At 61.6% G+C, this 21,013-nt stretch carries 20 protein-coding genes; 9 read left to right on the top strand and 11 right to left on the bottom strand.

Annotation, left to right across the window (positions count from 1 at the left end; translation table 11 throughout):
* The first annotated feature begins 40 nt into the window (after nt 1-40).
* From GKZ68_RS07915 to GKZ68_RS07905, 3 genes are all read left to right on the top strand, one after another.
* Nucleotides 41-1,387, top strand: a complete 1,347-nt coding sequence (locus GKZ68_RS07915; RefSeq protein ID WP_173112934.1) for a family 43 glycosylhydrolase — start codon at nt 41-43, stop codon at nt 1,385-1,387.
* Nucleotides 1,388-1,646: 259 nt separating this feature from the next.
* Nucleotides 1,647-3,725 (top strand): transketolase, encoded by a 2,079-nt coding sequence (gene tkt / locus GKZ68_RS07910; protein ID WP_173112931.1) that lies wholly within the window; start codon nt 1,647-1,649, stop codon nt 3,723-3,725.
* Nucleotides 3,726-4,114: 389 nt separating this feature from the next.
* The gene (locus GKZ68_RS07905; RefSeq protein WP_173112929.1) at nt 4,115-5,311 is read left to right on the top strand and encodes a lactonase family protein; all 1,197 of its coding nucleotides are present in this window, start codon (nt 4,115-4,117) and stop codon (nt 5,309-5,311) included.
* 95 nt (nt 5,312-5,406) lie between these two features.
* Here GKZ68_RS07905 and ligA read toward each other — a convergent pair whose 3' ends face one another.
* Both ligA and GKZ68_RS07895 read right to left on the bottom strand, forming a co-directional pair.
* Nucleotides 5,407-7,419, bottom strand: a complete 2,013-nt coding sequence (gene ligA, locus GKZ68_RS07900; RefSeq protein WP_173112926.1) for an NAD-dependent DNA ligase LigA — start codon at nt 7,417-7,419, stop codon at nt 5,407-5,409.
* A 165-nt stretch (nt 7,420-7,584) separates the two neighbouring features.
* Nucleotides 7,585-7,824, bottom strand: a complete 240-nt coding sequence (locus GKZ68_RS07895) for a hypothetical protein (RefSeq protein ID WP_173112923.1) — start codon at nt 7,822-7,824, stop codon at nt 7,585-7,587.
* 161 nt (nt 7,825-7,985) lie between these two features.
* Here GKZ68_RS07895 and GKZ68_RS07890 point away from each other — a divergent pair, with 161 nt between their 5' ends.
* The 3 genes from GKZ68_RS07890 (at nt 7,986) to GKZ68_RS07880 (ending at nt 9,407) form a co-directional block, all read left to right on the top strand.
* Entirely contained in the window at nt 7,986-8,264 is a 279-nt protein-coding gene (locus GKZ68_RS07890; RefSeq protein WP_173112920.1) for a hypothetical protein, read from the top strand.
* Nucleotides 8,236-8,604, top strand: coding sequence for a hypothetical protein (locus GKZ68_RS07885; protein ID WP_173112917.1), 369 nt, complete (start codon nt 8,236-8,238; stop codon nt 8,602-8,604). The genes GKZ68_RS07890 and GKZ68_RS07885 overlap by 29 nt, the downstream gene beginning before the upstream one ends.
* 248 nt (nt 8,605-8,852) lie before the next feature.
* Complete coding sequence (locus tag GKZ68_RS07880; RefSeq protein WP_173112914.1) at nt 8,853-9,407, top strand: cytochrome c oxidase subunit 3; 555 nt, start codon at nt 8,853-8,855, stop codon at nt 9,405-9,407.
* A 369-nt stretch (nt 9,408-9,776) separates the two neighbouring features.
* On the opposite strand, the gene GKZ68_RS07875 is transcribed toward GKZ68_RS07880, so the two are convergent.
* The gene (locus GKZ68_RS07875) at nt 9,777-10,553 is read right to left on the bottom strand and encodes a copper homeostasis protein CutC (protein WP_217275336.1); all 777 of its coding nucleotides are present in this window, start codon (nt 10,551-10,553) and stop codon (nt 9,777-9,779) included.
* A 208-nt stretch (nt 10,554-10,761) separates the two neighbouring features.
* On the opposite strand from GKZ68_RS07875, the gene GKZ68_RS07870 reads away from it, so the two are divergent.
* Nucleotides 10,762-12,984 carry a GH92 family glycosyl hydrolase gene (locus GKZ68_RS07870; RefSeq protein WP_217275335.1) on the top strand — a complete coding sequence of 741 codons (2,223 nt, stop codon included), beginning with the start codon at nt 10,762-10,764 and terminating at the stop codon, nt 12,982-12,984.
* Nucleotides 12,985-13,060: 76 nt separating this feature from the next.
* Here GKZ68_RS07870 and GKZ68_RS07865 read toward each other — a convergent pair whose 3' ends face one another.
* The 5 genes from GKZ68_RS07865 to GKZ68_RS07850 form a co-directional block, all read right to left on the bottom strand.
* Entirely contained in the window at nt 13,061-15,049 is a 1,989-nt protein-coding gene (locus GKZ68_RS07865; RefSeq protein ID WP_254244208.1) for an AAA domain-containing protein, read from the bottom strand.
* 219 nt (nt 15,050-15,268) lie between these two features.
* Nucleotides 15,269-15,400, bottom strand: a complete 132-nt coding sequence (locus GKZ68_RS22390; protein WP_302052011.1) for a hypothetical protein — start codon at nt 15,398-15,400, stop codon at nt 15,269-15,271.
* A 5-nt stretch (nt 15,401-15,405) separates the two neighbouring features.
* Nucleotides 15,406-15,822 (bottom strand): hypothetical protein, encoded by a 417-nt coding sequence (locus GKZ68_RS07860; protein ID WP_173112910.1) that lies wholly within the window; start codon nt 15,820-15,822, stop codon nt 15,406-15,408.
* A 19-nt stretch (nt 15,823-15,841) separates the two neighbouring features.
* Nucleotides 15,842-16,213, bottom strand: coding sequence for a cupin domain-containing protein (locus GKZ68_RS07855; RefSeq protein WP_173112907.1), 372 nt, complete (start codon nt 16,211-16,213; stop codon nt 15,842-15,844).
* Nucleotides 16,214-16,242: 29 nt separating this feature from the next.
* Nucleotides 16,243-16,461, bottom strand: a complete 219-nt coding sequence (locus GKZ68_RS07850) for a Kazal-type serine protease inhibitor (protein ID WP_173112904.1) — start codon at nt 16,459-16,461, stop codon at nt 16,243-16,245.
* 196 nt (nt 16,462-16,657) lie between these two features.
* Between GKZ68_RS07850 and GKZ68_RS22640 the strand changes: the two genes are divergently transcribed.
* Nucleotides 16,658-17,209, top strand: a complete 552-nt coding sequence (locus tag GKZ68_RS22640) for a CsbD family protein (RefSeq protein ID WP_173112901.1) — start codon at nt 16,658-16,660, stop codon at nt 17,207-17,209.
* A gap of 136 nt (nt 17,210-17,345) precedes the next feature.
* On the top strand, nt 17,346-17,759 hold the full coding sequence (locus tag GKZ68_RS07840) for a YtxH domain-containing protein (protein ID WP_173112898.1): 414 nt from the start codon (nt 17,346-17,348) through the stop codon (nt 17,757-17,759).
* A 283-nt stretch (nt 17,760-18,042) separates the two neighbouring features.
* Here the strand turns inward: GKZ68_RS07840 and lysS are convergent, their stop codons facing one another.
* The 3 genes from lysS to GKZ68_RS22000 all read right to left on the bottom strand — a co-directional run bounded on the left by lysS (nt 18,043) and on the right by GKZ68_RS22000 (nt 20,931).
* Nucleotides 18,043-19,599: a lysine--tRNA ligase gene (lysS, locus tag GKZ68_RS07835; protein ID WP_173112895.1), complete on the bottom strand. Its 1,557-nt coding sequence runs from the start codon at nt 19,597-19,599 to the stop codon at nt 18,043-18,045.
* 223 nt (nt 19,600-19,822) lie between these two features.
* On the bottom strand, nt 19,823-20,494 hold the full coding sequence (locus GKZ68_RS22005) for a hypothetical protein (RefSeq protein ID WP_254244207.1): 672 nt from the start codon (nt 20,492-20,494) through the stop codon (nt 19,823-19,825).
* Nucleotides 20,495-20,700: 206 nt separating this feature from the next.
* Nucleotides 20,701-20,931 carry a hypothetical protein gene (locus GKZ68_RS22000; RefSeq protein ID WP_254244206.1) on the bottom strand — a complete coding sequence of 77 codons (231 nt, stop codon included), beginning with the start codon at nt 20,929-20,931 and terminating at the stop codon, nt 20,701-20,703.
* Nucleotides 20,932-21,013 lie beyond the last annotated feature (82 nt).

Raw genomic sequence — 21,013 nt, 5'->3', positions numbered from 1 at the left:
GAAGTTATCCCACGCTTATTCTTATTAAGCATCAAACCCGATGCGTACCCTGAAAATTTGTGGACTACTCGCCGCCCTGGCTGGCGCCGGGCTCCAGACCGCCCGCGCCCAAAACCCGATTATTACGACGCAATTCACGGCCGACCCCACGGCTAGGGTATTCGGCGACCGGGTGTACTTATACCCCTCGCACGACATCCTGGCCCGGCCGGGGCGGGGGCGCGTGGGGTGGTTTTGCATGGAAGACTACCACGTTTTCTCATCGGCCAACCTCACCGACTGGACCGACCACGGCGTCATCGTGACCCAGAACAAGGTGCCCTGGGTACAGCCCGACAGCTACAGTATGTGGGCGCCGGACTGCGTTGTTCGGAATGGAAAATACTATTTCTACTTCCCCAGCACTCCTCGGGATACTACCGGCGGCCGGGGCTTCCGCATCGGGGTGGCCGTGGCCGATAAGCCCACCGGCCCCTTTGTGCCGCAGGCCGCCCCCCTAGCCGGGGTGCGGGGCATCGACCCCAATGTGTTTATCGACCACGATGGGCAGGCCTACCTGTACTGGTCGCAGGGCAATATCTACGGGGCCAAGCTGAAAGACAATATGCTGGAGCTGGCCTCCGCGCCCAAAACCCTGGGCGAGCTGCCCACCAAAGGCCTGAAGGAAGGCCCGTATCTATTTGAGCGTAAAGGTATTTACTACCTCGCGTATCCGCACGTGGCGAATAAAACCGAGCGCCTCGAATACGCCACCAGCACCAGCCCGCTCGGGCCATTCACGGTGAAAGGCGTACTTATGGATGAGTCGCCGACCGGCTGCTGGACCAATCACCACTCCATTGCGCAGTTTAAAAACCAGTGGTACCTGTTCTACCACCACAACGATTTGTCGCCGAAATTCGACAAAAGCCGCTCGGTCAGAATCGACAGCTTATCCTTCGCCGCCGATGGCTCCATTAACAAAGTAGTGCCTACCCTGCGCGGCGTGGGCCTGACCAGTGCTCGTCAAAAAATACAAATAGACCGCTACAGCCGCCTAAGTGCGCAGGGCGCCGCCATCGCGTTCTTGGACACAGCTGACACCTTTCGGGGCTGGAAAACCGTGCTGACCAACGCCGGCGCCTGGGTGCAGTACAACGGCGTCGATTTTGGCCAGCCAAAGCTCCGCACCGCTACGCTGCGGGGCACTTCGGCCGCTGGCGCCACCGTCCAGATTCGCCTGGACCGCGCCACCGGACCCCTGCTCACGCAATTAACCGTGCCAAAGGGCGGGGCTTGGCAAGAGGTAAAAGCGCCGCTCGCTGCTTTCCAGCCCGGCCGTCACACGCTCTTTGTGTCGCTCAAAGGCGGCACTGGCGCCGAAATAGATTGGCTTCGCTTTGAATGAGCCAAGTAAAAAATACGCGGCAGCCTGCGCCTGAGGTGTCAGCAAGCCGGCCTAGGAGTACTGGCCCGGCCGCCGAGCCTGCCACGAGGGGCCCGCTGCGGGGCACCCGGGCAAGAGTGTGCCGACCTACCCCGGTGCGGCAAGTAATAGGGGCCGGAAAGCAGTATTAATTAGTACATCCACTGAAAAATCCGTAGAGAAACGTGGCGCGGCTCTCTACACCGTGTTCCTTTGCGCTACCAATCTTTTTCGCTTACCCATGAGCAACTCCAATCCCAACAACGTTTCGATTGATGAATTGAGCGTTAACACCATCCGCCTGCTGTCGGTGGATATGGTGCAGAAAGCCAACTCTGGCCACCCCGGCCTGCCGCTAGGGGCTGCCCCGATGGCCTACGTGCTGTGGTCGCGCTTTTTGCGCTTTAACCCGCAAGACCCGAAGTGGCCCAACCGCGACCGGTTTATTTTGTCGGCGGGCCACGGCTCGGCGCTCCTCTACAGCCTGTTGCACCTCTACGGCTACGACCTGAGCCTGGACGATTTGAAGAATTTCCGCCAGATGGACTCCAAAACGCCCGGCCACCCCGAGTCGCACATCACGCCCGGCGTGGAAGTGACGACCGGCCCGCTCGGCCAGGGGTTTGCCAACGGCCTGGGCATGGCGATGGCCGAGGCGCACCTCGCCGCCACCTACAACAAGGAGGGCCACGCGCCGGTGCAGGACCACTACACCTACGTGCTGGTGAGCGACGGCGACCTGATGGAAGGCATCGCCTCGGAGGCGGCCTCGCTGGCCGGTCACCTGCAGCTGAGCAAGATGATTTATCTCTACGACGATAACCACATCTCGCTCGACGGCCCCACCAACCTGACCTACACCGAAAACCCGATGAAGCGCTTCGATGCCTACTACTGGCATACGCAGCACGTAACCGACGGCAACGACCTCGACGCTATCGAGAACGCCATCAGGGTGGCGCAGTCGGTAACCGACCGCCCGTCGATTATCGCCGTGCGCACCATTATCGGCTTCGGCTCGCCGCTGGCCGGCACCAGCAAGTCGCACGGCTCGCCGCTAGGGGCTGACAACGTAAAGATTACCAAGAAGTTCTACGGCTTCGACCCCGAGCAGTCGTTTCAGGTGCCCGCCGAAGTGTACGAGCACCTCAAGCAGCCCGGCCAGCGCGGCGCCGAGCTGCAAAAGCAGTGGGATGCCGATTTCGCCAAGTACGCCGAGGCCTTTAAGGACGAGGCGAATATGTTCAAGCGCTCCTTTGCGGGCGACCTGCCCGAAGGCTGGGACAAAGACCTGCCCGTGTACACGCCCGCCGATGGCGAGCTGGCTACCCGCCAGGCCTCGGGCAAAGCCCTGGATGCCATCAAGAAAGCCGTGCCGTTCATGTTCGGCGGCTCGGCCGACCTGGCTAGCTCCAACGAGATGGATAAGTCGGGCAGCGACAGCTTCCAGCCCGCGCACCCGGCCAACCGCAACGTGTGGTGGGGTGTGCGCGAGCACGCCATGGGCGCGGCCATGAACGGTATCGCCCACCACGGTGGCCTGCGTACCTACGGCGGTACCTTCCTCACGTTCAGCGACTACATGCGCGCGGCCATCCGCCTCACGGCCCTGGCCGAGAGCACGGCTACGTTCGTCTTCACCCACGACAGCATTGGCCTGGGCGAGGACGGCCCCACCCACCAGCCAGTCGAGCAGGTGCTGGCCCTGCGTACCATCCCGAACATTGTGGTATTGCGCCCCGCCGACGCCAACGAAAGCACCGAGGCCTGGCGCATTGCCATGACCACGCCCAAGTCGCCGGTGGTGCTCATTTTCTCGCGCCAGAAATTGCCGATTCTCGACCAGACCAAATTGGGCTCGGCCCGCGAGGGCGTGCGCAAGGGTGCCTACATCTTGAGCGAAGCGCAGGGTGGCCAGCCGCAGTTCATTCTCATCGCTACCGGCTCGGAAGTGGCCTTGGCCATGAAAGCCCAGGTAGAGCTGGAAAAAGCCGGCACGCCCACCCGCGTAGTGAGCATGCCGAGCTGGGAGCTATTTGAGCACCAGGATAAAGCCTACCGCGAGCAGGTGCTGCCGAAGGATGTCAAGAAGCGCTTGGCCATTGAGGCCGGCTCGCCGATTGGCTGGCACAAATACACTACCGACGAGGGCGGCGTTATCGCCATGAACCGCTTCGGCGAGTCGGCTCCGGCCGAGGAACTGTTCGAGAAGTTCGGCTTTACCGTGGCCAACGTGGTGAAGCGCGCCCAGGGCGTGCTGGCCGGCCACCCCGAAGACCCCGCCACGGAGAAAAAAGAAGTAGTAGCCAAGGGCAACTAAGGCGGCGCGTTGCGGGTGGCTGGGTACCTGGCCGCCGGGCGTTTCGCCGCTGCTGCCCTGCATCCGGATACCTCACCACCCGCAACCAACGTCGTGCGTTTTGCCCTCCTTTTTCGGTGGCGGGCTGGCCCTTGTCGGGGCAGTCGGTTTTAGTGCCCGGTGCGCCATTGTGCCCGTAGCCAGCGCGGTTGCGACCCTAGCCGGGACGTGGCGGCGGTGCCTACGGGCATTTTTTTGCTCAGGTGGTCGGCTTGGGCTGCATCAATCTTGGCCAGGTGACAGCTTGTGCTCACGCCGCAAAAGGCCCGCGCCGCACGAAAATGCTGCGCGGGTAGCGCCGCTATCCGCAGGCGGTAGCATCTTTGCGGCTCGTCATTCTCACTTATCCGATGCTCCATTCTTCCATTTTCGCCGCTGCCGGTGGGCGCCTCTTGGTTGCCGGGTTGGCGCTCGCCACCTTGGCAGGCTGCGCGCGCACCGTGCCCACCACGGCTGGCAACCACGATTACCTGGTCTATATCGGTACTAATGTGGCTTCGCCGCAAGAGAATACAATTTACCTCTACCACCTCAGCCCCGCCACTGGTGAGCTGCTGCCGCTGGGGGCCATGAAGGGGGGCGCCCAACCTACGTACCTGACGATGGATGCCGCCCACCGCCACCTCTACGCGGTGAGCGAAACCCAGACCTACCTCGGCCAGCCCGGTGGCGGCGTGAGTGCGCTCGCTATTGACCCGCGCACCGCCATGCTGACGATGCTTAATCAGCAGCCTTCTACCGGGGCCTCGCCGTGCTACATTAGTCTAGACCGCACGGGTAAGAATGCCTTGGTAGCCAATTATTCCAGTGGCAACGTAGCCGTGCTGCCCGTGCGCCCCGACGGCCAGCTAGCCCCCCCGGCCGCCACCGACCAGCACCTGGCGCCTTTCGGGCCCCATAAGAACCAGAGCAGCGCCCACGCGCACTGCTTTCTAGCCGCGCCCGACAATCGCTACGCCTTTGCCGTAGACCTGGGCACCGATAAGGTGACGGGCTACAAGCTGGATGCGGCCACCGGCCAGCTGGCACCGCTGCCCGCGCCGGCCTTCACGGCCAAGCCGGGCGCGGGGCCGCGCCACCTCACGTTTCACCCCAACGGCCGCTGGGCCTATCTCGAAAACGAGCTGAACTCGACCGTGACGGCGCTGGCGTATGATGCCAAAGCCGGTACGTTTCAGGAAATTGAAACACTGAGCACGCTGCCCGCTGGCTTCAGCGGCGACAACTCGGGCGCCGATGTGCACGTGAGCCCCGATGGCAAGTTTGTCTATACCTCCAACCGGGGCGATAACAGCCTGGCTGTGTTTCAGATAGCCCCCGCCGATGGTCGCCTTGCGCTGGTTCAGCACGTGAGCACCCAGGGCAAAACGCCCCGCAACTTTGCTCTCGACCCTAGCGGCCGGGTGCTGCTGGTGGCCAACCAAAATTCGGATAACGTCTTTACCTATACCGTTGATAAGCAGACGGGTAAGCTAACGCCCACTGGTAAGTCGGTGAGTCTGCCCTCGCCGATGTTTGTGGAGGTGGTACCGGATTTCACGAAGTAGAAGCGCAAGGGTTCGCGAAGTAAGAAGAGGTTTCGCAAGGTTTGGCAGAACGTCAACCTTATGAAACCTCTTTTTACTTCGCGAACCCTTGCGTGCTATTCGCCTAGCGGCAGCAGGGCTAGCAGCTCATTCTCCGAAATAATGGGCACCTTTAGCGTGGTGGCCTTCTCGCGCTTGGCAGGGCCCATATTATCGCCAGCCACCAGGTAGCTGAGCTTCTTGGAGATGGAGCCGGTAATTTTGCCGCCGTGCTGCTGAATGAGGGTTTGCAGCTGCTCGCGGCTGTAGTTTTCAAACACGCCCGAGAGTACAAACGTGAGGCCGGCCAGACGGTCGCTCACCGCCTTCGGCGGCTCGCCGCTAGCCTCCAGCTGCACGCCGGCCGCTTGCAGGCGGGCAATGAGCGCCTGGTTTTCGGGCTGCTGGCTCCACAGGGCCATCGAGTCGGCGATGACGCCGCCGACCTCAGGCACCTGGGCCATTTCTGGGGCCGAAGCGGCCATAATGGCCCCGATGGTGCGGTAGTGCTGGGCCAGCTTCTGGGCCACGGTTTCGCCCACGTAGCGAATGCCAAGGCCGAAGAGTACGCGCTCGAAGGGCACAGTCTTGCTTTGCTCAATGCCCGCGAGAAGGTTGTCAATCGACTTTTCACCCAGGCGCTCCAAGCCCACCAGCTCGGGGCGGCGCTGGGGCAGGTCATAAATGTCGGCGGGCGTCGTCACTAGGTTCAGGCCGAAGAAACGCCCCACCGTTTCGGCGCCTAAGCCGTCGATATTCAGTGCCTTGCGGCTCACATAGTGCTCGAGCCGGGCCTTGAGCTGAGGCGGGCAGCCGCGCTCATTAGGGCAGCGAAAATGCGCCTCGCCCTCGGGGCGCACCAGCGGCGTGCCGCAGGCCGGGCATTCGGTAGGGAAGCGCACCGGCACGGCCGCGGCGGGCCGGGCGGCGAGGTCTACGCCGGTGATTTTAGGAATAATTTCGCCGCCCTTTTCTACGAACACCAGGTCGCCGAGGCGCAGGTCGAGCAGGGCTATCTGGTTGGCGTTGTGCACGCTGGCGCGCTTCACGGTGGTGCCGGCCAGGGGCACGGGGTCGAGCAGGGCTACGGGCGTGACGGCCCCGGTGCGGCCCACGTTGTAGATAATCTCGTTGAGGCGCGTGCGGGCCGCCGCCGTGGGGTATTTGTAGGCAATGGCCCAGCGCGGGCTCTTGGCGGTGAGGCCCAACTGGTCTTGCTGGCGCAGGTTGTCGACCTTGATGACAATGCCGTCGGTATTCACGGGCAGCGTGAAGCGCTTTTGCTGCCACTCGTGGATGTAGTCGAGCACCTCCTGCAAGTTGGCGCAGCGCCGCCAGGTGGGCGACACCGGTAGGCCCCAGGTCGTGGCCGCCTCCAGGGCCTCGCTGTGGCTGGCAAAGTGCCGGCCCGGCGTGAGTACCGAGTACGCATAAAAGCGCAGGCGCCGCGCCGCTACCTGAGCCGAGTCTTGCAGCTTGAGCGCGCCGCTGGCGGCGTTGCGGGGGTTAGCCAGTAGAGCCTCCCCATTTTGCTCGCGCTCCTGGTTGAGGTCGTTGAAGACCTGATTGGGCATGAATACCTCGCCGCGCACCTCCACCTCGGCCGGGAAGGTGCCGTGCAGGTGCAGGGGCAGGGTACGGATGGTGCGCACGTTGGCCGTCACCACGTCGCCGCGGGTGCCGTCGCCCCGCGTCACGCCCTGGCTCAGGTCGCCGTTTTCGTAGCTCAGGCTCATGGCCACGCCGTCGATTTTTTGCTCGCACACGTAGGCGTAGGGCGCGCCTTCGAGGCCACGCTGCACGCGCTCGTCAAACTCGCGCAGGTCGTCTTCCGAGTAGGTGTTGCCCAGGCTCAGCATGGGGTAGCGGTGCGTGGCCGTGGCAAACTGCTTGGTGATGGTGCCGCCCACGCGCTGGGTGGGCGAGTTGGGCCGGGCCAGGGCAGGATTTTCCTGTTCGAGCCGATTCAATTCCGCCAGCAGCGCGTCAAACTCCTGGTCCGACACCTCGGAGATGTCGTGCTGGTAGTACTGGGTATTGAGGTGGTGCAGGCGCTGGGTGAGCTCCTGAATGCGGGCTTGCGGGTCCATAGGGCGAGAGAGGGCTAGCTAGAGAAGAAGGGCTATACCCTAAAAGAACGTCATGCTGAGCCCCGCGAAGCATCGCGCTCACCTGTTGGACGACCTAGCCCTAACGAGGCGAGCGTGATGCTTCGCGGGGCTCAGCATGACGTTCGGTAATTTTTCGAATTGCGCTTACGCGGCGCTGGCAACATGACGGTTGGGCTGTACAAAGTACGTGGTGCCGCCTTTCTGCCGGGCATCGCGCTCGCCCTGCTCCTCGGTACGGGCGGGCGGGGCAGTTTCCTCGCCGGGCTGGCCCTTGGCTTCCTTGGCCTCGGTGGGGATAATGGGCTCGGCCGGCGCCTGGGGCTTGAAGCGGGCAACGAGCAGGAAGAGAATGGTGGCGACGGCGAACCAGGCGAAGAATTTCATGGCGGAGGAAAAGTCCAGATGTGCGGCAAAAATACACCGGCCAAGCCAACGACAACCCTAGCCGGGCGGTTGCGTTTGGGTTTGTAGAGGCCAGCAGGCTTGCTTTGGAGCACCAAGGCCAGCGGCCGCCACGGCTTTTTTACGCTTTCACCACCCTTCTCATGCCTGACCAATCCGCCACTTCCTGGGCCGAAACGGCCGCCTCGCTGCTCACCAAGCTTTCGGGCGGCGTCGAGCTCAACCTGAATTTCGACCAAGTCGAACTACAAGTGCCCAACCAGCAAAACCCCGCCGGCCTGCCCGCCACCTGGAAGCTCAACGGCGCGCTGCGCATCCGCACCAAAGGCGAAGCGCCGGCGCCCGCCGTGCGCGTAGACCCGCCGGCGCCCAGCGGCCAGCCCCAGCCGCAGTTTGGCCAAACCAACGGGCCGCGTGGCTAGCGGCCTCGAAGTAGAGGCCCGGCTGGTACTCACCTGGCCGGGCGGGCACGATATTCAGCTGGCGGCCTCGGGCACGTACCTTATTCTCAACGTGCCTAGCCAGCAGGTGCTCGACCTCATCACAAGCGGGCCGCCGCAGCCGCCAGGCACGCCCAAGCCACCCAAAAAACCGGGCCCCGACCCGCTGGAGCAATTGCACTGGCTGGCCCGGCGCCTCGGGCTGGTGCTCGACCTGCGGGTGGCTGGCAAAACCTACGTCACCTTCGGCCTGCCCGACCGCAACGGCCCCAAGATTACGCTGAACGCGGTGCTGGGTAAAATCGGCTCGTTTTTTAAATGAGTGCTGCGGGTTACTTGCTGATACTGCTCGGCACACCTATCAGCAAGTAACCCGCAGCAATCGCCGACCAACCCACTTACCGGCCGAACAAAAAGCGCTGCTTTTGCCTTAAGCAAATGAGTTTCTCTTTGCCGTAATTTAGCTTTTGTGCAAGCCCCCGCGACGACCGCAATACTCCCTTAGGCACCGGCCGGCGGCCCGCCGGTGGCTCGGCGTTCAGCCGCATCGAGCGCGTGCCGCCGCTGCTGATGCTGCTTTACCTGGCGCTGCTGGGTATTACCATGCTGTTTGTAACGCTGGTGGCTATGTACGTGGCTTCCAGGGCGCAGAGCGCGGTGCCGCGCGGAATGCATCCGTTTCCGCGCTACTTTTCGCTGAGCACGGTAGTGCTGCTGGTGTCGTCGTACACGCTGGCGCAGGCGCCGCGCCTCTACCGCGCCGACGACCTGCCCGCGCTGGTGCGCTGCCTGGGCGCGACGCTGCTACTAGGGTGCATCTTCAGCGGCTTGCAGGTGCAGGGCTGGCGCGAGCTGGTGCAGCAGGGCGTGCTGTTCACGGGCGAGCGCAGCGGCACGTTTGTCTACGTTATCTCGGGCCTGCACGTGGCGCACGTGGGGGCCGGGCTGATTTTTTTGCTGGTCCACCTGCTGCGCACCCTGCACGCCAGCCGCGATAGTGTGCGCACGTTGGTCTTCATTCGCAACCCTTATCACCTGCGCCAACTGCGCGCCCTGCTCACTTACTGGCACTTCATCGACGTGCTGTGGGTGGCGCTGTTCGGGATGTTCTTGTTTTTGTATTAACAGCTGCCCCGCGGATTTAGCAGGTTCATCGCGGATTTTGAACAAGACGCCGGCCTGCGGCTGCGGGCAAGTAAAAGGCCGCGCCAGGTATTTAGTACCAGGGTAAGCCGGGAGTAGAACGCTGCAGCGGTGCGTCTTTGCAGCGTTTCACTGGGTCATTGTTCCACGGATGGGCCGGTTTAGGCAAGCGGTGCTCTACCCTAAGTGCCCGGTAGATGCGGACAAAACCGTGCCCGCCTAGGAAGCATTAGTGCAGTGGCAAGGCACTGACAGTAAGCGCTGTATAAAATTTATAAGAAATTTTCAGCACGCGACGCAAAAAAAACACAGCCACTATCCCAATAGCTAAAGGCGTTGAAAACTGAATAATCAGCCCATCAGTTGAGCCGCCAGCCTTGCCACGATGGCCGCATCCGTTTCCCAGCGCGGCGCGTCAAACTCGGTGGCTTTGGCGGCCGGGGGGCTAGCCACCAGCCGCCGGGCACTGGCGTGAAACTCGTGGGCGCCCGTGGCCGCTAGCACGCCCGGCAGCGTAGCCGGCGTGATACCGGCGCCCGGCATGATACTGAGGCGCCCCGCCGCCTGCTGCCCCAGCGCCGCGAGCTGCGCCTGGCCGGCCGGCGCGCTCGGCTGCCCGCCCGAGGTAAGCACCCGCTGGCAGCCCAGCCCGATGATTTCTTCGAGCGCCCGCGCCTGGTCGGGGCACGCGTCGAAGGCGCGGTGAAAGGTAACCGCCAACGGCCCCGCAGCTTGCATCAGCGCGCGGCAGCCGGCCAGGTCTACGCGGCCGGCCGCATCGAGTGCCCCCAGCGCCACCCCCGCACACCCGAGTGCCCGGCACTGCGCAATATCATCGGCCATAATAGCCAGCTCCTCCGCAGTATAACAGAAATCCCCCGGCCGGGGCCGAATGAGTACTACCACTGGAATAGAAAGCAACGCAAGCACTTGCTTAATAAGGCCGTAGGAGGGCGTAATGCCCCCCTGTTCAAGATTCTGGCACAACTCAATGCGGTGCGCACCCCCGGCCTGCGCCGCCACGGCCGACTGCACGGAGCCCGCGCAAATTTCCAGCCGCCGGGGCGGGCTGGCGGCGGCGGCGGGGCTAGCGGCGGGGCCGGCTGGTTGGTCGACTTGCTTCATCATGCGGCAAATATGGGCTGGCGCGCTGCCCGGAAAAAGTCCGGCATTTTTGGCGGTAGCCCCGCTTACTTGTGCGGGCAAGAGATTAGTCCGTGTTTTGTAGGCCACATTTGCCGCTGCCATTTTTTATCCTTCTCCTTTCGCTTGCTCTGCTATGCGCCAACATCCTGCCTCACGAGCTTATAAGATAACTAATTGGCTGACAAGATGCGTGCTAAGCGGAGGGCTGCTGTTAGGCGCCGCGCCGGCCCCGGCGCAGCAGCTTACTTCCTACGTGGACCCGCTCATCGGCTCGGGCGGTCATGGACACGTGTTTGTGGGGGCTAATGTGCCGTTTGGGGCGGTGCAGCTCGGGCCACAAAATATTTTTAAGGGCTGGGACTGGTGCTCGGGCTACCATTATTCGGACAGCCTGCTCATCGGGTTTTCGCACACTCACCTCAGCGGTACCGGGGGCTCAGACCTTGGCGACGTGCTCATTATGCCCTACACCGGCCCGCTGCGCACCGATAAGGGCCGGCAGCCGGTGCCCCACCAGGGCTACCTCTCGCGCTACTCGCATCAGCGTGAGGTGGCCCGGCCCGGCTACTACGCCGTGACCCTCGACGACTACGGCATCCGGGCCGAGCTCACGGCCAGCGCGCGGGTGGGCATGCACCGCTACACGTTTCCAAAAGATGGCAAGCCCGCCCGCGTCATCATCGACCTCAAGGAAGGTATTGACGACAAAGCCACCGATACCTATCTCGAACAGGTTGATGCACAAACGTTTATTGGCCACCGCTTTTCGCACGGCTGGGCCGACCACCAGCAGCTGTTCTTCGCCATCAAGACTTCGGTGCCGGTGCCCGCGTTTGCCCTCTACAACGAGGCCCAATCCTTGGCCGGCAAGGCGGGCCAGGGCGCGGCTATAAAGGGCGTGCTCACCTTTGCCAAGCTAGCCGGGCCGGTCGAGTTGAAAGTGGGCATTTCGCCGGTGAGTCCGCAGAATGCGCTGGCCAATATTCAGGTTGAAATGCCGGGCTGGGACTTTGCCGCCGTGCAAAAGGCGGCTACCGTCAAGTGGAACCAGGAACTCGGCAAAATCACCATCGAAAGCCCCGACCCGGCGGTGCGGCGCACGTTCTACACGGCCCTTTACCACGCCTGGTTTGCCCCGGCGCTGTTCAACGACGCCAACCGCGACTACCGCGGCACCGACGGCAAGGTCTACCCGAAGGCCCCGTTTCAGAACTATACCACGTTCTCGCTCTGGGATACGTACCGCACCGAGCATTCGCTCTTTACCCTAGCCCAGCCCGAGCGCGTGCCCGACCTGATGCAAGCCATGCTAGCCATCGGCCAGCAGCAGGGCAAGCTGCCCATCTGGCACCTGATGGGCAACGAAACCAACACGATGGTGGGCTACAGCGCCGTGCCGGTGCTGGCCGAAGCTTACCTCAAGGGCACGCCCGGCCTCGATGGCCGCCAGGTTCTCGCCGCCCTTAAGCAAGCCAGCACCCGCGACGACCAGGGCGTGCAGTACCTCAAAACGCTGGGCTTCATCCCGGCCGATAAGGAAAACGAGTCGGTGGCCAAGGCGATGGAATACGCCATCGACGACTGGAGCATCGCGCAGGTAGCCAAAAAGCTCGGTGAGCAGGCTGACTACCAAGAGTATAGCAAGCGGGCTAAATATTATCAGCAGTACTTCGACCCGCACACCCGCTTCATGCGCGGCCTCACCGCCGATGGCAAGTTTCAGCTGCCGTTCGATGCCTTTCAGTCCATTCACCGCCAAAACCCTTATACTGAAGGCAATGCCTGGCAGTATACCTTCTTGGTGCCGCACGATGCCCCGGGGCTGATAAAGCTGTTCGGCAGCGACGCGGCTTTTGTGCAAAAGCTTGACAGCCTTTTTATTGTGAAGGGGAGTCTGGGGGCGAGCGCCTCGCCCGACATCTCGGGCCTCATCGGCATGTATGCCCACGGCAACGAGCCTAGCCACGCCACCACCTACCTCTACGCCTACGCCGGCCAGCAATGGAAAACTGCCGAAAAAGTGCGCCAGGTGCTACGCGAGATGTACAAAGACCAGCCCGACGGCATCAGCGGCAACGAAGACTGCGGGCAAATGTCGGCCTGGTACATCCTGTCGGCGCTGGGTTTTTATCCCGTCAGCCCCAGTAGCGGGGCCTACGTGCTGGGTAGCCCGCTGGTCAATAAGGCTACTATTCGCTTGCCTCAAGGCAAAACCTTCGTGGTGAGCGCGGTGAATAATAGCCCGCAAAACATTTATATTCAATCGGCTATGCTCAACGGCCAGCCCTACGCCAATAGCTACCTGCTGCACCGCGACATCGTGGCGGGCGGCACCTTGCAGCTCACAATGGGCCCGCAGCCCAACCGCGCCTTCGGCACGGCCCCGGCCAACCGGCCAAAGGAAGTGTATTAGAAGCAGAAACCCGTAAAAAGAACGTCATGCTTCCCTGCGGTCTGCATGACGTTCTTTTTACAAGGCTGAAAACGGGTTAATCCTGCAATTCCCAGGCGGTGCGGTAGCCGCCCACGCGCTCCACGTAGTCGAGGAAAGCCTTGTAGAATGGGTGTGCCCCCAGCGTGGACGAGTCGCCGATGAGCAGCAGCTTTTTGCGCGCCCGCGTCATGCCCACGTTCATGCGGCGAATGTCGGAGAGGAAGCCGATTTCACCGTGCGAGTTGCTGCGCGTGAGGCTAATAGCGATGATATCGCGCTCCTGGCCCTGAAATGAATCGACGGTGCCGATGCTAAGCTGGCGGTGCAGCAGCAGGCCGCTGAGCTCGTCGTTTTCTTCCACCGCGTATTTTAAATAATTAATCTGGGCGCGGTAGGGCGCGATGACGCCGATGCTGAGCGGGTCGCTTTCGTGGTCGGGCGCGTCGTAGGGCTCCAGTAGCTGGGCTAGCCGCTTCAGCAGCAGGTCGGCTTCCTCAGGGTTGGCCGTAGAGCGGCTTTCGGGGATAGTGATTTCCTGCATCCCGAAGCCGGCCGTGTCGAGAAATTCGACCGGCAGGTCGGGCGCAAAGCGAATGTCGTAGGCGTCGAGGCCAGCGTGGGCCACGGTGGGCGCGGCCACCAGCCGGCCCTCGTAAAACTGCTCGGAGCTGAACTGCATAATCTGCTCGTGCATGCGGTACTGCACCTCTAGCATGCGGCTAGCCTCGGGCTGGCGCTTGATGGCTTTCTCGAACAGCGTTTCGCGCAATGCGCCCGCTTTGTCGCTTTTCACGGTGGGCGGCAGCTGCTGGTGGTCGCCGGCCAGCACCACGCGGCCCGCCTTGGCAATGGGAATCCAGCAGCCAGGCTCCAGAGCCTGGGCGGCCTCGTCGATAAACACCGTTTCGTAGGTGAGGTGGCGAATGATGCGGTTGCTGGCGCCCACCAGCGTGCAGGTAATTACCTGCACCTGGTCGAGCAAGTCCTCGGTGATGTAGCGCTCCAGGCCATCGGCCTCTTGGTGCAGGGCGCGCGCTTCCTCCTTCAGCAGGCGGCGCTGCTCACGCTCTTCCCAGCCAAACTGCCGGGTGTGCTTGCCAGCCATTTCGCGGTACTGCTCAGCGGTTTGGCGCATCGAGCGCAGTTCGCCGTAGCGCTTGTGGGCCATCACCTGCGCATCGAGCGTGTGCTCTAAAAGCAAGTCCGACACCCGGCTAGGGTTGCCCATTCGGATAACGTTGACGCCACGCTCGGCTAGCTTCTCGGTCAGCAGGTCCACGGCCGTGTTCGAGGGCGCGCACACCAGCACCCGGCGCTCGCGCCGGATGGTTTCCAGAATGGCCTGCACCAGCGTGGTCGTTTTGCCGGTGCCGGGCGGACCATGAATAATGGCTACGTCTTGGGCGGCCTGCACGTGGCGCACGGCGGCCAGCTGGCTCTCGTTGAGCGGGCTAGGGTAGAAGAGGTCGTCGGCCTTTTCCGGGCGGAAGCGGGCCGGCTTGGCCCCGAGCAGGATGTCGCGCAAGTCGGCCAGGCGGTCGCCGTAGGCGCCCATCACCTTGCCCAGCGCGTAATCCATCTCGCGGTAGCTCACCTCGTCGAAGGTGAGGTCGATGCCCAGCTTGCCGCCCTCCAGCACCCAGTCGGGCAGGTCTTCCTTGGCGGTGGCTAAGGTCAGCTTATTGCGGCGCACGCTGGTGATGACGCCGCTGAGCGTGGGCCGGTCGGTGGCCGAGCGCCCCGGCACATTGCCAAACAGCGCCGCGTTCTTACCCACCTGAAACAGGTGCAGGCCGGCTTGCCCAGCCGGACGCTCCAGCTCCAGCACCACCTTACCGCCAAAGCCCACGTCTTCTTTGGTAATCGTGACGGGGTACCACGTCAGCCCGCGCTTTTGGCGCTCCTGCACGGTGGCTTTAGCATTCTTGAGCTTAAACTGCTCTAAATCTTCTTGTTGCTCCAGCTTGAGCAGGCCCTGCACGCGGCGCAATTCCTGCTCAATGGCATAGGGCTCGGCGTGGGGGAAAATAGTTTCGGTCGACAAAAGCGAGGTAATTGATTTCGTTGAAGGTGTAACAACGAAAACGGGAAATGAGTGGCCGAGAGTCCTACTAAATACTGCAGTTCAACTAGCCTATCTCATCAGGGTCATAATGATAATGCTCCTGGCTAGCGGTGGTAAAGCGCTGAATGAATCCGGCTTCGTAGTGCTGCGGTTTAGTTGGCTTAAAAATATGTTGTTGGATGGCCCAGTCCTAGGCACTTATGCCCACAGGGTATTTGGTAAGGCAGCCAGGCGATAGCGCGTAATAAACTCTTCAGCCTGAGCTTGCGAAGCAAAAACGCCGCTAGTAAACAGGCCACCTGCGCCATGAAATACCCAAACTTCTTCCATAATACTCAATCTACTAGCCCCACCGCCCAGGCCCTAGCCTCGGGCAGCGAGGTGAAGTGCCGAAACTCATAAGGCAGGCCCGGCACGCTGCGCTGGTACATGCCGTCGATGGTGATGCGGTTGAGCACTTCTTCCGATTCGAGGTGGGCGAAGCGGAGCACGCCTAGCTCGCCCAGCGGCACGAGCACTTCGTTGTGGGTCCATTCGAGGTCTTTGGGGCGCACGGCGCCGAGGCGGCGGTCATCGGCCACCCAGCCCGTGACGTGGTGCAGCCGAGCCTGGCGCAGCGCCTCAAGCAGTGCCGCCCGAAATTCAGCGCTGCCGGCAAAGCCTAGCCACTCGGTTTCGAGCACGTTGCGCGGCCCGCCGCTGTGCAGCACTAAGTTGAGAAATGGATAGGAAGCAACGATGGAAGTAGTCATGTGAAAAGCAAAGTCACTACTATTCTTCGCGGTGTACGGTAGCCGGGTTAAAGGCAGGCACGCACACTGACCAATACTCGCACTCAGCGTCAAATGGATTGGAGTAGCGCACCCGCGCGCCGGCCTTTATCAGCAGCGACTCCCCGGCTTGCAGCTCCACCACGTCGTCGTCTATCTCGAAGCGCTTGCGCCCGCGCACCACAATCGTGATTTCGTCAAACTCCGGGCGCTGGTGCGGCTCGCTCCACTGCGGCGGCGCCACCATGTGGGCCACGCTGTACTTGGCGGTGTGGGTGCTGGCTAGCCCCACGTGCTCCTCAATAAGCTTGCCATCGGTAGTGGGCACGCGGAAGGGCTGGGCGTTGCGGGAGTAGTTTTTTTCGGCAGGCATAAGAGATACTGAAACGAAGAACCACGAAATTAGGGCCGGCCGGGGCAGGGGCCGGGCCTGAACGTGCGCAGGCCCGCATTGCGCGCTACGCAGGCATTAGGGTAGGTGAGGCCGTTGCAGCCGCACACGGGGTCATATTCCATCGTGCAGATGCCGCTGGGATTTACCCGGCTAGGGTCGATGCAGTCGGCCATGGCCCGCGGCTGGCGCTGGCACGCGCTGCCCGCCGCCAAAACGAAACCTAGCATAGCAGAGAAGCGAGTCATCAGGAGGCCTTATACGGGCCAGCGGTTGGCAAAGGCCGCCGGCTAGCCTGCGCGCAAGAAAAAAAGGCCCTGACCCAACCCCTCGCCGTGCCGCGCGTATAGCTGCCAAAACCCGGGCTGACGGCCAGTACCGAGCCGGCCCCGGCCAATTCACCTTACCTTTTTACTTTTCCTTCTCATGTCGTACCGCGAAGAAGATAACAACGCAGGCAAAATTCTCCTCGCCGCCCTCGCTGGCGCTAGCGCTGGCATCATCGCCGGCATCCTGCTGGCCCCCGATAAAGGCTCGGCTACCCTCGAAAACTGGAAAGGCGCAGCCAAGCAGTACGGCGGCCAGCTGGGCGACCAATTCAATAAGTACAGCGCCGACCTCGAAACCAAATTCAAAGGTCTGAGCGACAAACTCGAAGACATGGGTGTGCTGGGTGCTGGCGGTAGCCTCAACATCAAAGGCAACTGGGACGACATCAAAGGCAAGCTGAAGCAGCAGTACGCGCAGCTCACCGATGAAGACCTGAATTTTGCCGAAGGCAAAGGCGACGAACTGATAGGCAAGCTGCAAGATAAGCTTGGCAAAGGCAAAGCCGAAATAACCAAAATTATCAATGACCTCGCCGGCAAAGGCAGCGACGTGGCCGACAAAGCCAAAGACGCCGCCCACAAAGGGGCTGATGCCGCTAAAGATGCCGTAAACAAAGGTGCAGACGCAGCCAAAGACGCCACCAAGTAAGCTAGCCTTAGGCTGCTTAGCCAAGCCCCGTGCCCACCGGCGCGGGGCTTTTTTGCGCCGGTAAGCTAACCAGCCGGCCAGCTTCCTCGTTAGCGACAGGTAGTACATTCATTCATTCCTAACCCTCTTTTTACTCATGCCGAAGCCTAAGGACAACGGAAAAGTTATTGTTTCGCTATTGGCCGGTGCCACGGCGGGCATCGTGGCGGGCCTGCTGCTAGCCCCCGAAACCGGCGAAGACGCCCGCAAAGGCTTGCGTGCCTCGGCCCAGAAGTGGCTGAGCGGCGACCTCGGCAAGCTAGCCAAAGAGGCCCTCGGCAAGCTGCAAGGCACCACCAACCCCGACGCGGCCGTGAGCGAAGACAAGCAGGCCGCCGACAAGCTATTCGACTCAATGGATAAGGCCGAGCCTGGCGACCTGGCCACCCCGGCCGGCAACGGCCACTCAGTAGCCGGCCAGGGTGCCGACTACGCCGCCAGCCACCGCGACGACTTTGGCGCCGATGGTGACGAAGACGAAACCCACTACCGCACCGGCGTAGGTGCCTAGCCACAAAGTTTTTAAAGAAAAATGCCCAAGCGCGTAACCTCATTTCTAGCGCCGCGTTGAATACCTTACAAACGGCTTAAACGAAGCCCGCTAATTGAAAGTAGTAAAATTGCCGGTTGTAGGAGCTTCTGCCAGAATTGGTTAAACATTCGGGCAGTAAAATCAGATGACCCATCGCACAGTTCTGGTTTCACTGGTAGCTTTTATCGGCTGTTCGTAAAAAGGCCCGTTCCCCTTTGTTGGGAGCGGGCCTTTTTTTATGGTCGCAGCTGCCAGCGCTTCGTTACGAAGCGTTGGGTTGGGTCTTCTCCTGCGCCACCACTTCGGGGCGCATTTGCGGAAAAAACAACACGTCCTGGATGGAGTGCGAGTTGGTCATAATCATGCTCAGGCGGTCGATGCCGATGCCCAGGCCGGCCGTGGGGGGCATGCCGTATTCGAGGGCGCGCAGGAAGTCTTCGTCGAGCACCATCGCCTCGGTGTCGCCGCGCTTGCCGAGCTCCAACTGGTCCTCAAAGCGCTGGCGCTGGTCGATGGGGTCGTTGAGTTCCGAGAAGGCGTTGCAGATTTCCTTGCCGTTGCAGATGGCTTCGAAGCGCTCCACGAGGCCGGGATGGTCGCGGTGCTTTTTGGCTAGCGGCGACATCTCCACCGGGTAATCGGTGATGAAAGTGGGCTGGATGAGCTTGGGCTCCACGTGCTCGCCAAAAATCTCGTCGATGATTTTTGACTTGCCCATGCTAGGGTCGAGGCCCACTTTCAGGTTCTTGGCCGTTTCGCGCAGCGCCGCCTCATCCATGTCGCCGATGGCCACGCCGGTGAACTTCTCAATGGCCTCAAACATGGTGTAGCGCTGCCAGGGGCGCTGGAAGTTGATGAGGTTGTCGCCCACCTGCACCTCGGTTTTACCGTGCAGGGCCAGGGCCACGCGCTCCACCATTTCTTCCACCAGGTCCATCATCCAGGCGTAGTCTTTGTAAGCTACGTACAGCTCCATCTGGGTGAACTCAGGGTTGTGAAAGCGCGACATGCCCTCGTTGCGGAAATCCTTCGAGAATTCGTACACGCCGTCGAAGCCACCCACGATGAGGCGCTTGAGGTACAGCTCGTTGGCAATGCGCAGATACAGCGTCATATCCAGCGTGTTGTGGTGCGTCTTGAAGGGCCGCGCCGCCGCACCGCCGTAGAGCGGCTGCAAAATCGGGGTTTCAACTTCCAGGTAGCCTTTGTCGTTCAAATAGTTGCGCATGGCCTGCACCAGCTGCGTCCGCTTGATGAAGGTATCGCGCACCTGCGGGTTCACCACCATATCCACGTAGCGCTGGCGGTAGCGCTGCTCGGGGTCGGTGAAGGCGTCGTACACGACTTTCTGGCCCGTGGCCTCGTCAATCTTCTCCTTCACCACGGGCAATGGGCGCAGCGACTTGGCCAGCACTTTCAGCTCGGTGACGTGCACGGAGGTTTCGCCCACCTGCGTCTTAAACACATGGCCCTTCACCCCGATAAAGTCGCCGAGGTCGAGCAGCTTCTTGAACACGGTGTTATACAGCGTCTTGTCTTCGCCGGGGCAAATCTCGTCGCGATTTACGTAGAGCTGAATGCGGCCCGACGAGTCCATGAGCTCAGCAAACGAGGCTTTGCCCATCACGCGCACCGACATGAGGCGGCCGGCTAGGGCTACCTCCTGGAAGTTGTTCAGCTCGGGGTGGTAGTTGTCGTGAATTTCCTGGGCCGAAAAGTTGACGTCGAACAATTCGGAAGGGTAGGGCTCGATGCCCAGCGCTTTTAGCTCGTCGAGCTTTTGGCGGCGCAGAATTTCCTGCTCACTCAGGTGGTGCATAAGGTTGCCGGTTATCTATTGTCTGGGCCACGGATTAGTCGGATTTCTCGAATTTCTCGGACTTTGAGCCGACTCAAACGAAAGACCTGACAACGACCCGCTAAAGCGGATGGGCACGTGGCAAATAAAAAGTGAGCCGCAAAAGTACAACATGAAAAAAGCCGCCCCATTTAGGGGCGGCGTAGTTTGCTGGTAATCGGTTACAAAATCCGTGGCGCAGGTGTTACGCGGCCATTTTCAGCTCGGGCGCCGGCTCGGCCCCTAGCAGCGTGGGTTGCACGCGGGTGCGCAGGCGCTCCTGCACAAAGCCGGCTTGCAGGTGGCTAGGCAGCTCGCGCACCAGCTGCTCGTAGCGCGCCAGGCCCAGCGCCTTAGCCACGTAGGTTTCGTGAATGCCATTGAGGTAGCTCACGATGCTCAGCAACGAGCTGTGAAAGAGCTTGAAGTCGATATCAGCCTCCACGTAGCGCTCAATCTCGCGGCTGCTCTGCGAGATGCGCAGGCGGCCCAGCAAATCGAAGATGGTGGTGTAGCCCAGGCGCCAGGTAATCTGCTGCCAGTGGCTGGCAGTCCACTTATCCAGCGGCTTGCCGGTCTTTTGGCTGCGAATGGCGGTGTTGGGGTTAGCCTGCACCTGCTGGCGCACGGCAATGGCCGTTTGCTTGCGCGTAGTGCGCAAAAACTGGCCAATCTGAGCCTGGGCGTCAATCTCCTGCGAGGCAATGTGCAGCCCGGCCTTGTAGCCAGCCAGCGGCAGGCGGTGAATGTTGAAGTCGCCGTAAGCGCCAGCCGCGTAAAACGATACCGGGCGCGGGTAGGCATTCTTCACCACCAGCCGGCCCACCTCGCGGCGAATCACCTGGGCGTTGTTCGAGCGCACGCCGGTGGTATACAAAAAGGCTTGCAGGCCCGACAGGATAGTGTGATATGCCTGCGGGAACGTCCAGTGCAGGGCATTGCGCAGGAAGTTCTCGTCGCCTAGCTCGGCGGTAGCGCGCAGCGCATACTCGGTGCTCCAGCACGCGTGCAGCAGCTTAGTGAGCGCCGTTACGTCGGTTTCGGTCAGCTCGGCCTGGTGCTGGCGGAAATAGGTCGAGTGGGCTAGCCCCCGAGCGGGCTCTCGCCCTCCTGAATGTGGTAGCTTAGGGCAAAGAAATAATTTAGAAACACCTGGGCCGGAATCGAGCGGCGCCAGGTTTCGTCGGCCAGGCGCTGCTGTTCCTGCTCCTCAGGCGTGAGCAGCGCTTCGGCGGGCGAAACGCTCATCACCGGGGCCGGGTACGTATCGGCCGGAATGAGCGGAATAATGCGGGCTTCGGGTTTCGTCATCATGCTTAGTAAACCGTTTGCCAAAGATTTTAGTTGCAGATTTGCTAATAAAAATTAAGTCAATTTGCTAATTTTATTAGTTAGT

This window comes from Hymenobacter sp. BRD128 (assembly GCF_013256625.1).
GTDB lineage: Bacteria > Bacteroidota > Bacteroidia > Cytophagales > Hymenobacteraceae > Hymenobacter.
Note: the sequence above shows the minus strand (reverse complement) of the source record. Positions and strands in the feature narration are given on the sequence as shown.

Bases quoted from the DNA above. Each gene is read 5' to 3' on its own strand.
- GKZ68_RS07860 (WP_173112910.1), bottom strand. From the start codon at position 15,822: ATGACTACTTCCATCGTTGCTTCCTATCCATTTCTCAACTTAGTGCTG.
- GKZ68_RS07850 (WP_173112904.1), bottom strand. From the start codon at position 16,461: ATGCTAGGTTTCGTTTTGGCGGCGGGCAGCGCGTGCCAGCGCCAGCCG.
- GKZ68_RS07895 (WP_173112923.1), bottom strand. From the start codon at position 7,824: ATGAAATTCTTCGCCTGGTTCGCCGTCGCCACCATTCTCTTCCTGCTC.
- GKZ68_RS07905 (WP_173112929.1), top strand. From the start codon at position 4,115: ATGCTCCATTCTTCCATTTTCGCCGCTGCCGGTGGGCGCCTCTTGGTT.
- GKZ68_RS07890 (WP_173112920.1), top strand. From the start codon at position 7,986: ATGCCTGACCAATCCGCCACTTCCTGGGCCGAAACGGCCGCCTCGCTG.
- GKZ68_RS22000 (WP_254244206.1), bottom strand. From the start codon at position 20,931: ATGATGACGAAACCCGAAGCCCGCATTATTCCGCTCATTCCGGCCGAT.
- GKZ68_RS22640 (WP_173112901.1), top strand. From the start codon at position 16,658: ATGTCGTACCGCGAAGAAGATAACAACGCAGGCAAAATTCTCCTCGCC.
- GKZ68_RS22390 (WP_302052011.1), bottom strand. From the start codon at position 15,400: ATGGAAGAAGTTTGGGTATTTCATGGCGCAGGTGGCCTGTTTACTAGC.
- GKZ68_RS07875 (WP_217275336.1), bottom strand. From the start codon at position 10,553: ATGATGAAGCAAGTCGACCAACCAGCCGGCCCCGCCGCTAGCCCCGCC.
- GKZ68_RS07855 (WP_173112907.1), bottom strand. From the start codon at position 16,213: ATGCCTGCCGAAAAAAACTACTCCCGCAACGCCCAGCCCTTCCGCGTG.
- GKZ68_RS07840 (WP_173112898.1), top strand. From the start codon at position 17,346: ATGCCGAAGCCTAAGGACAACGGAAAAGTTATTGTTTCGCTATTGGCC.
- GKZ68_RS07880 (WP_173112914.1), top strand. From the start codon at position 8,853: ATGCTGCTTTACCTGGCGCTGCTGGGTATTACCATGCTGTTTGTAACG.
- lysS (WP_173112895.1), bottom strand. From the start codon at position 19,599: ATGCACCACCTGAGTGAGCAGGAAATTCTGCGCCGCCAAAAGCTCGAC.
- GKZ68_RS07915 (WP_173112934.1), top strand. From the start codon at position 41: ATGCGTACCCTGAAAATTTGTGGACTACTCGCCGCCCTGGCTGGCGCC.
- tkt (WP_173112931.1), top strand. From the start codon at position 1,647: ATGAGCAACTCCAATCCCAACAACGTTTCGATTGATGAATTGAGCGTT.
- ligA (WP_173112926.1), bottom strand. From the start codon at position 7,419: ATGGACCCGCAAGCCCGCATTCAGGAGCTCACCCAGCGCCTGCACCAC.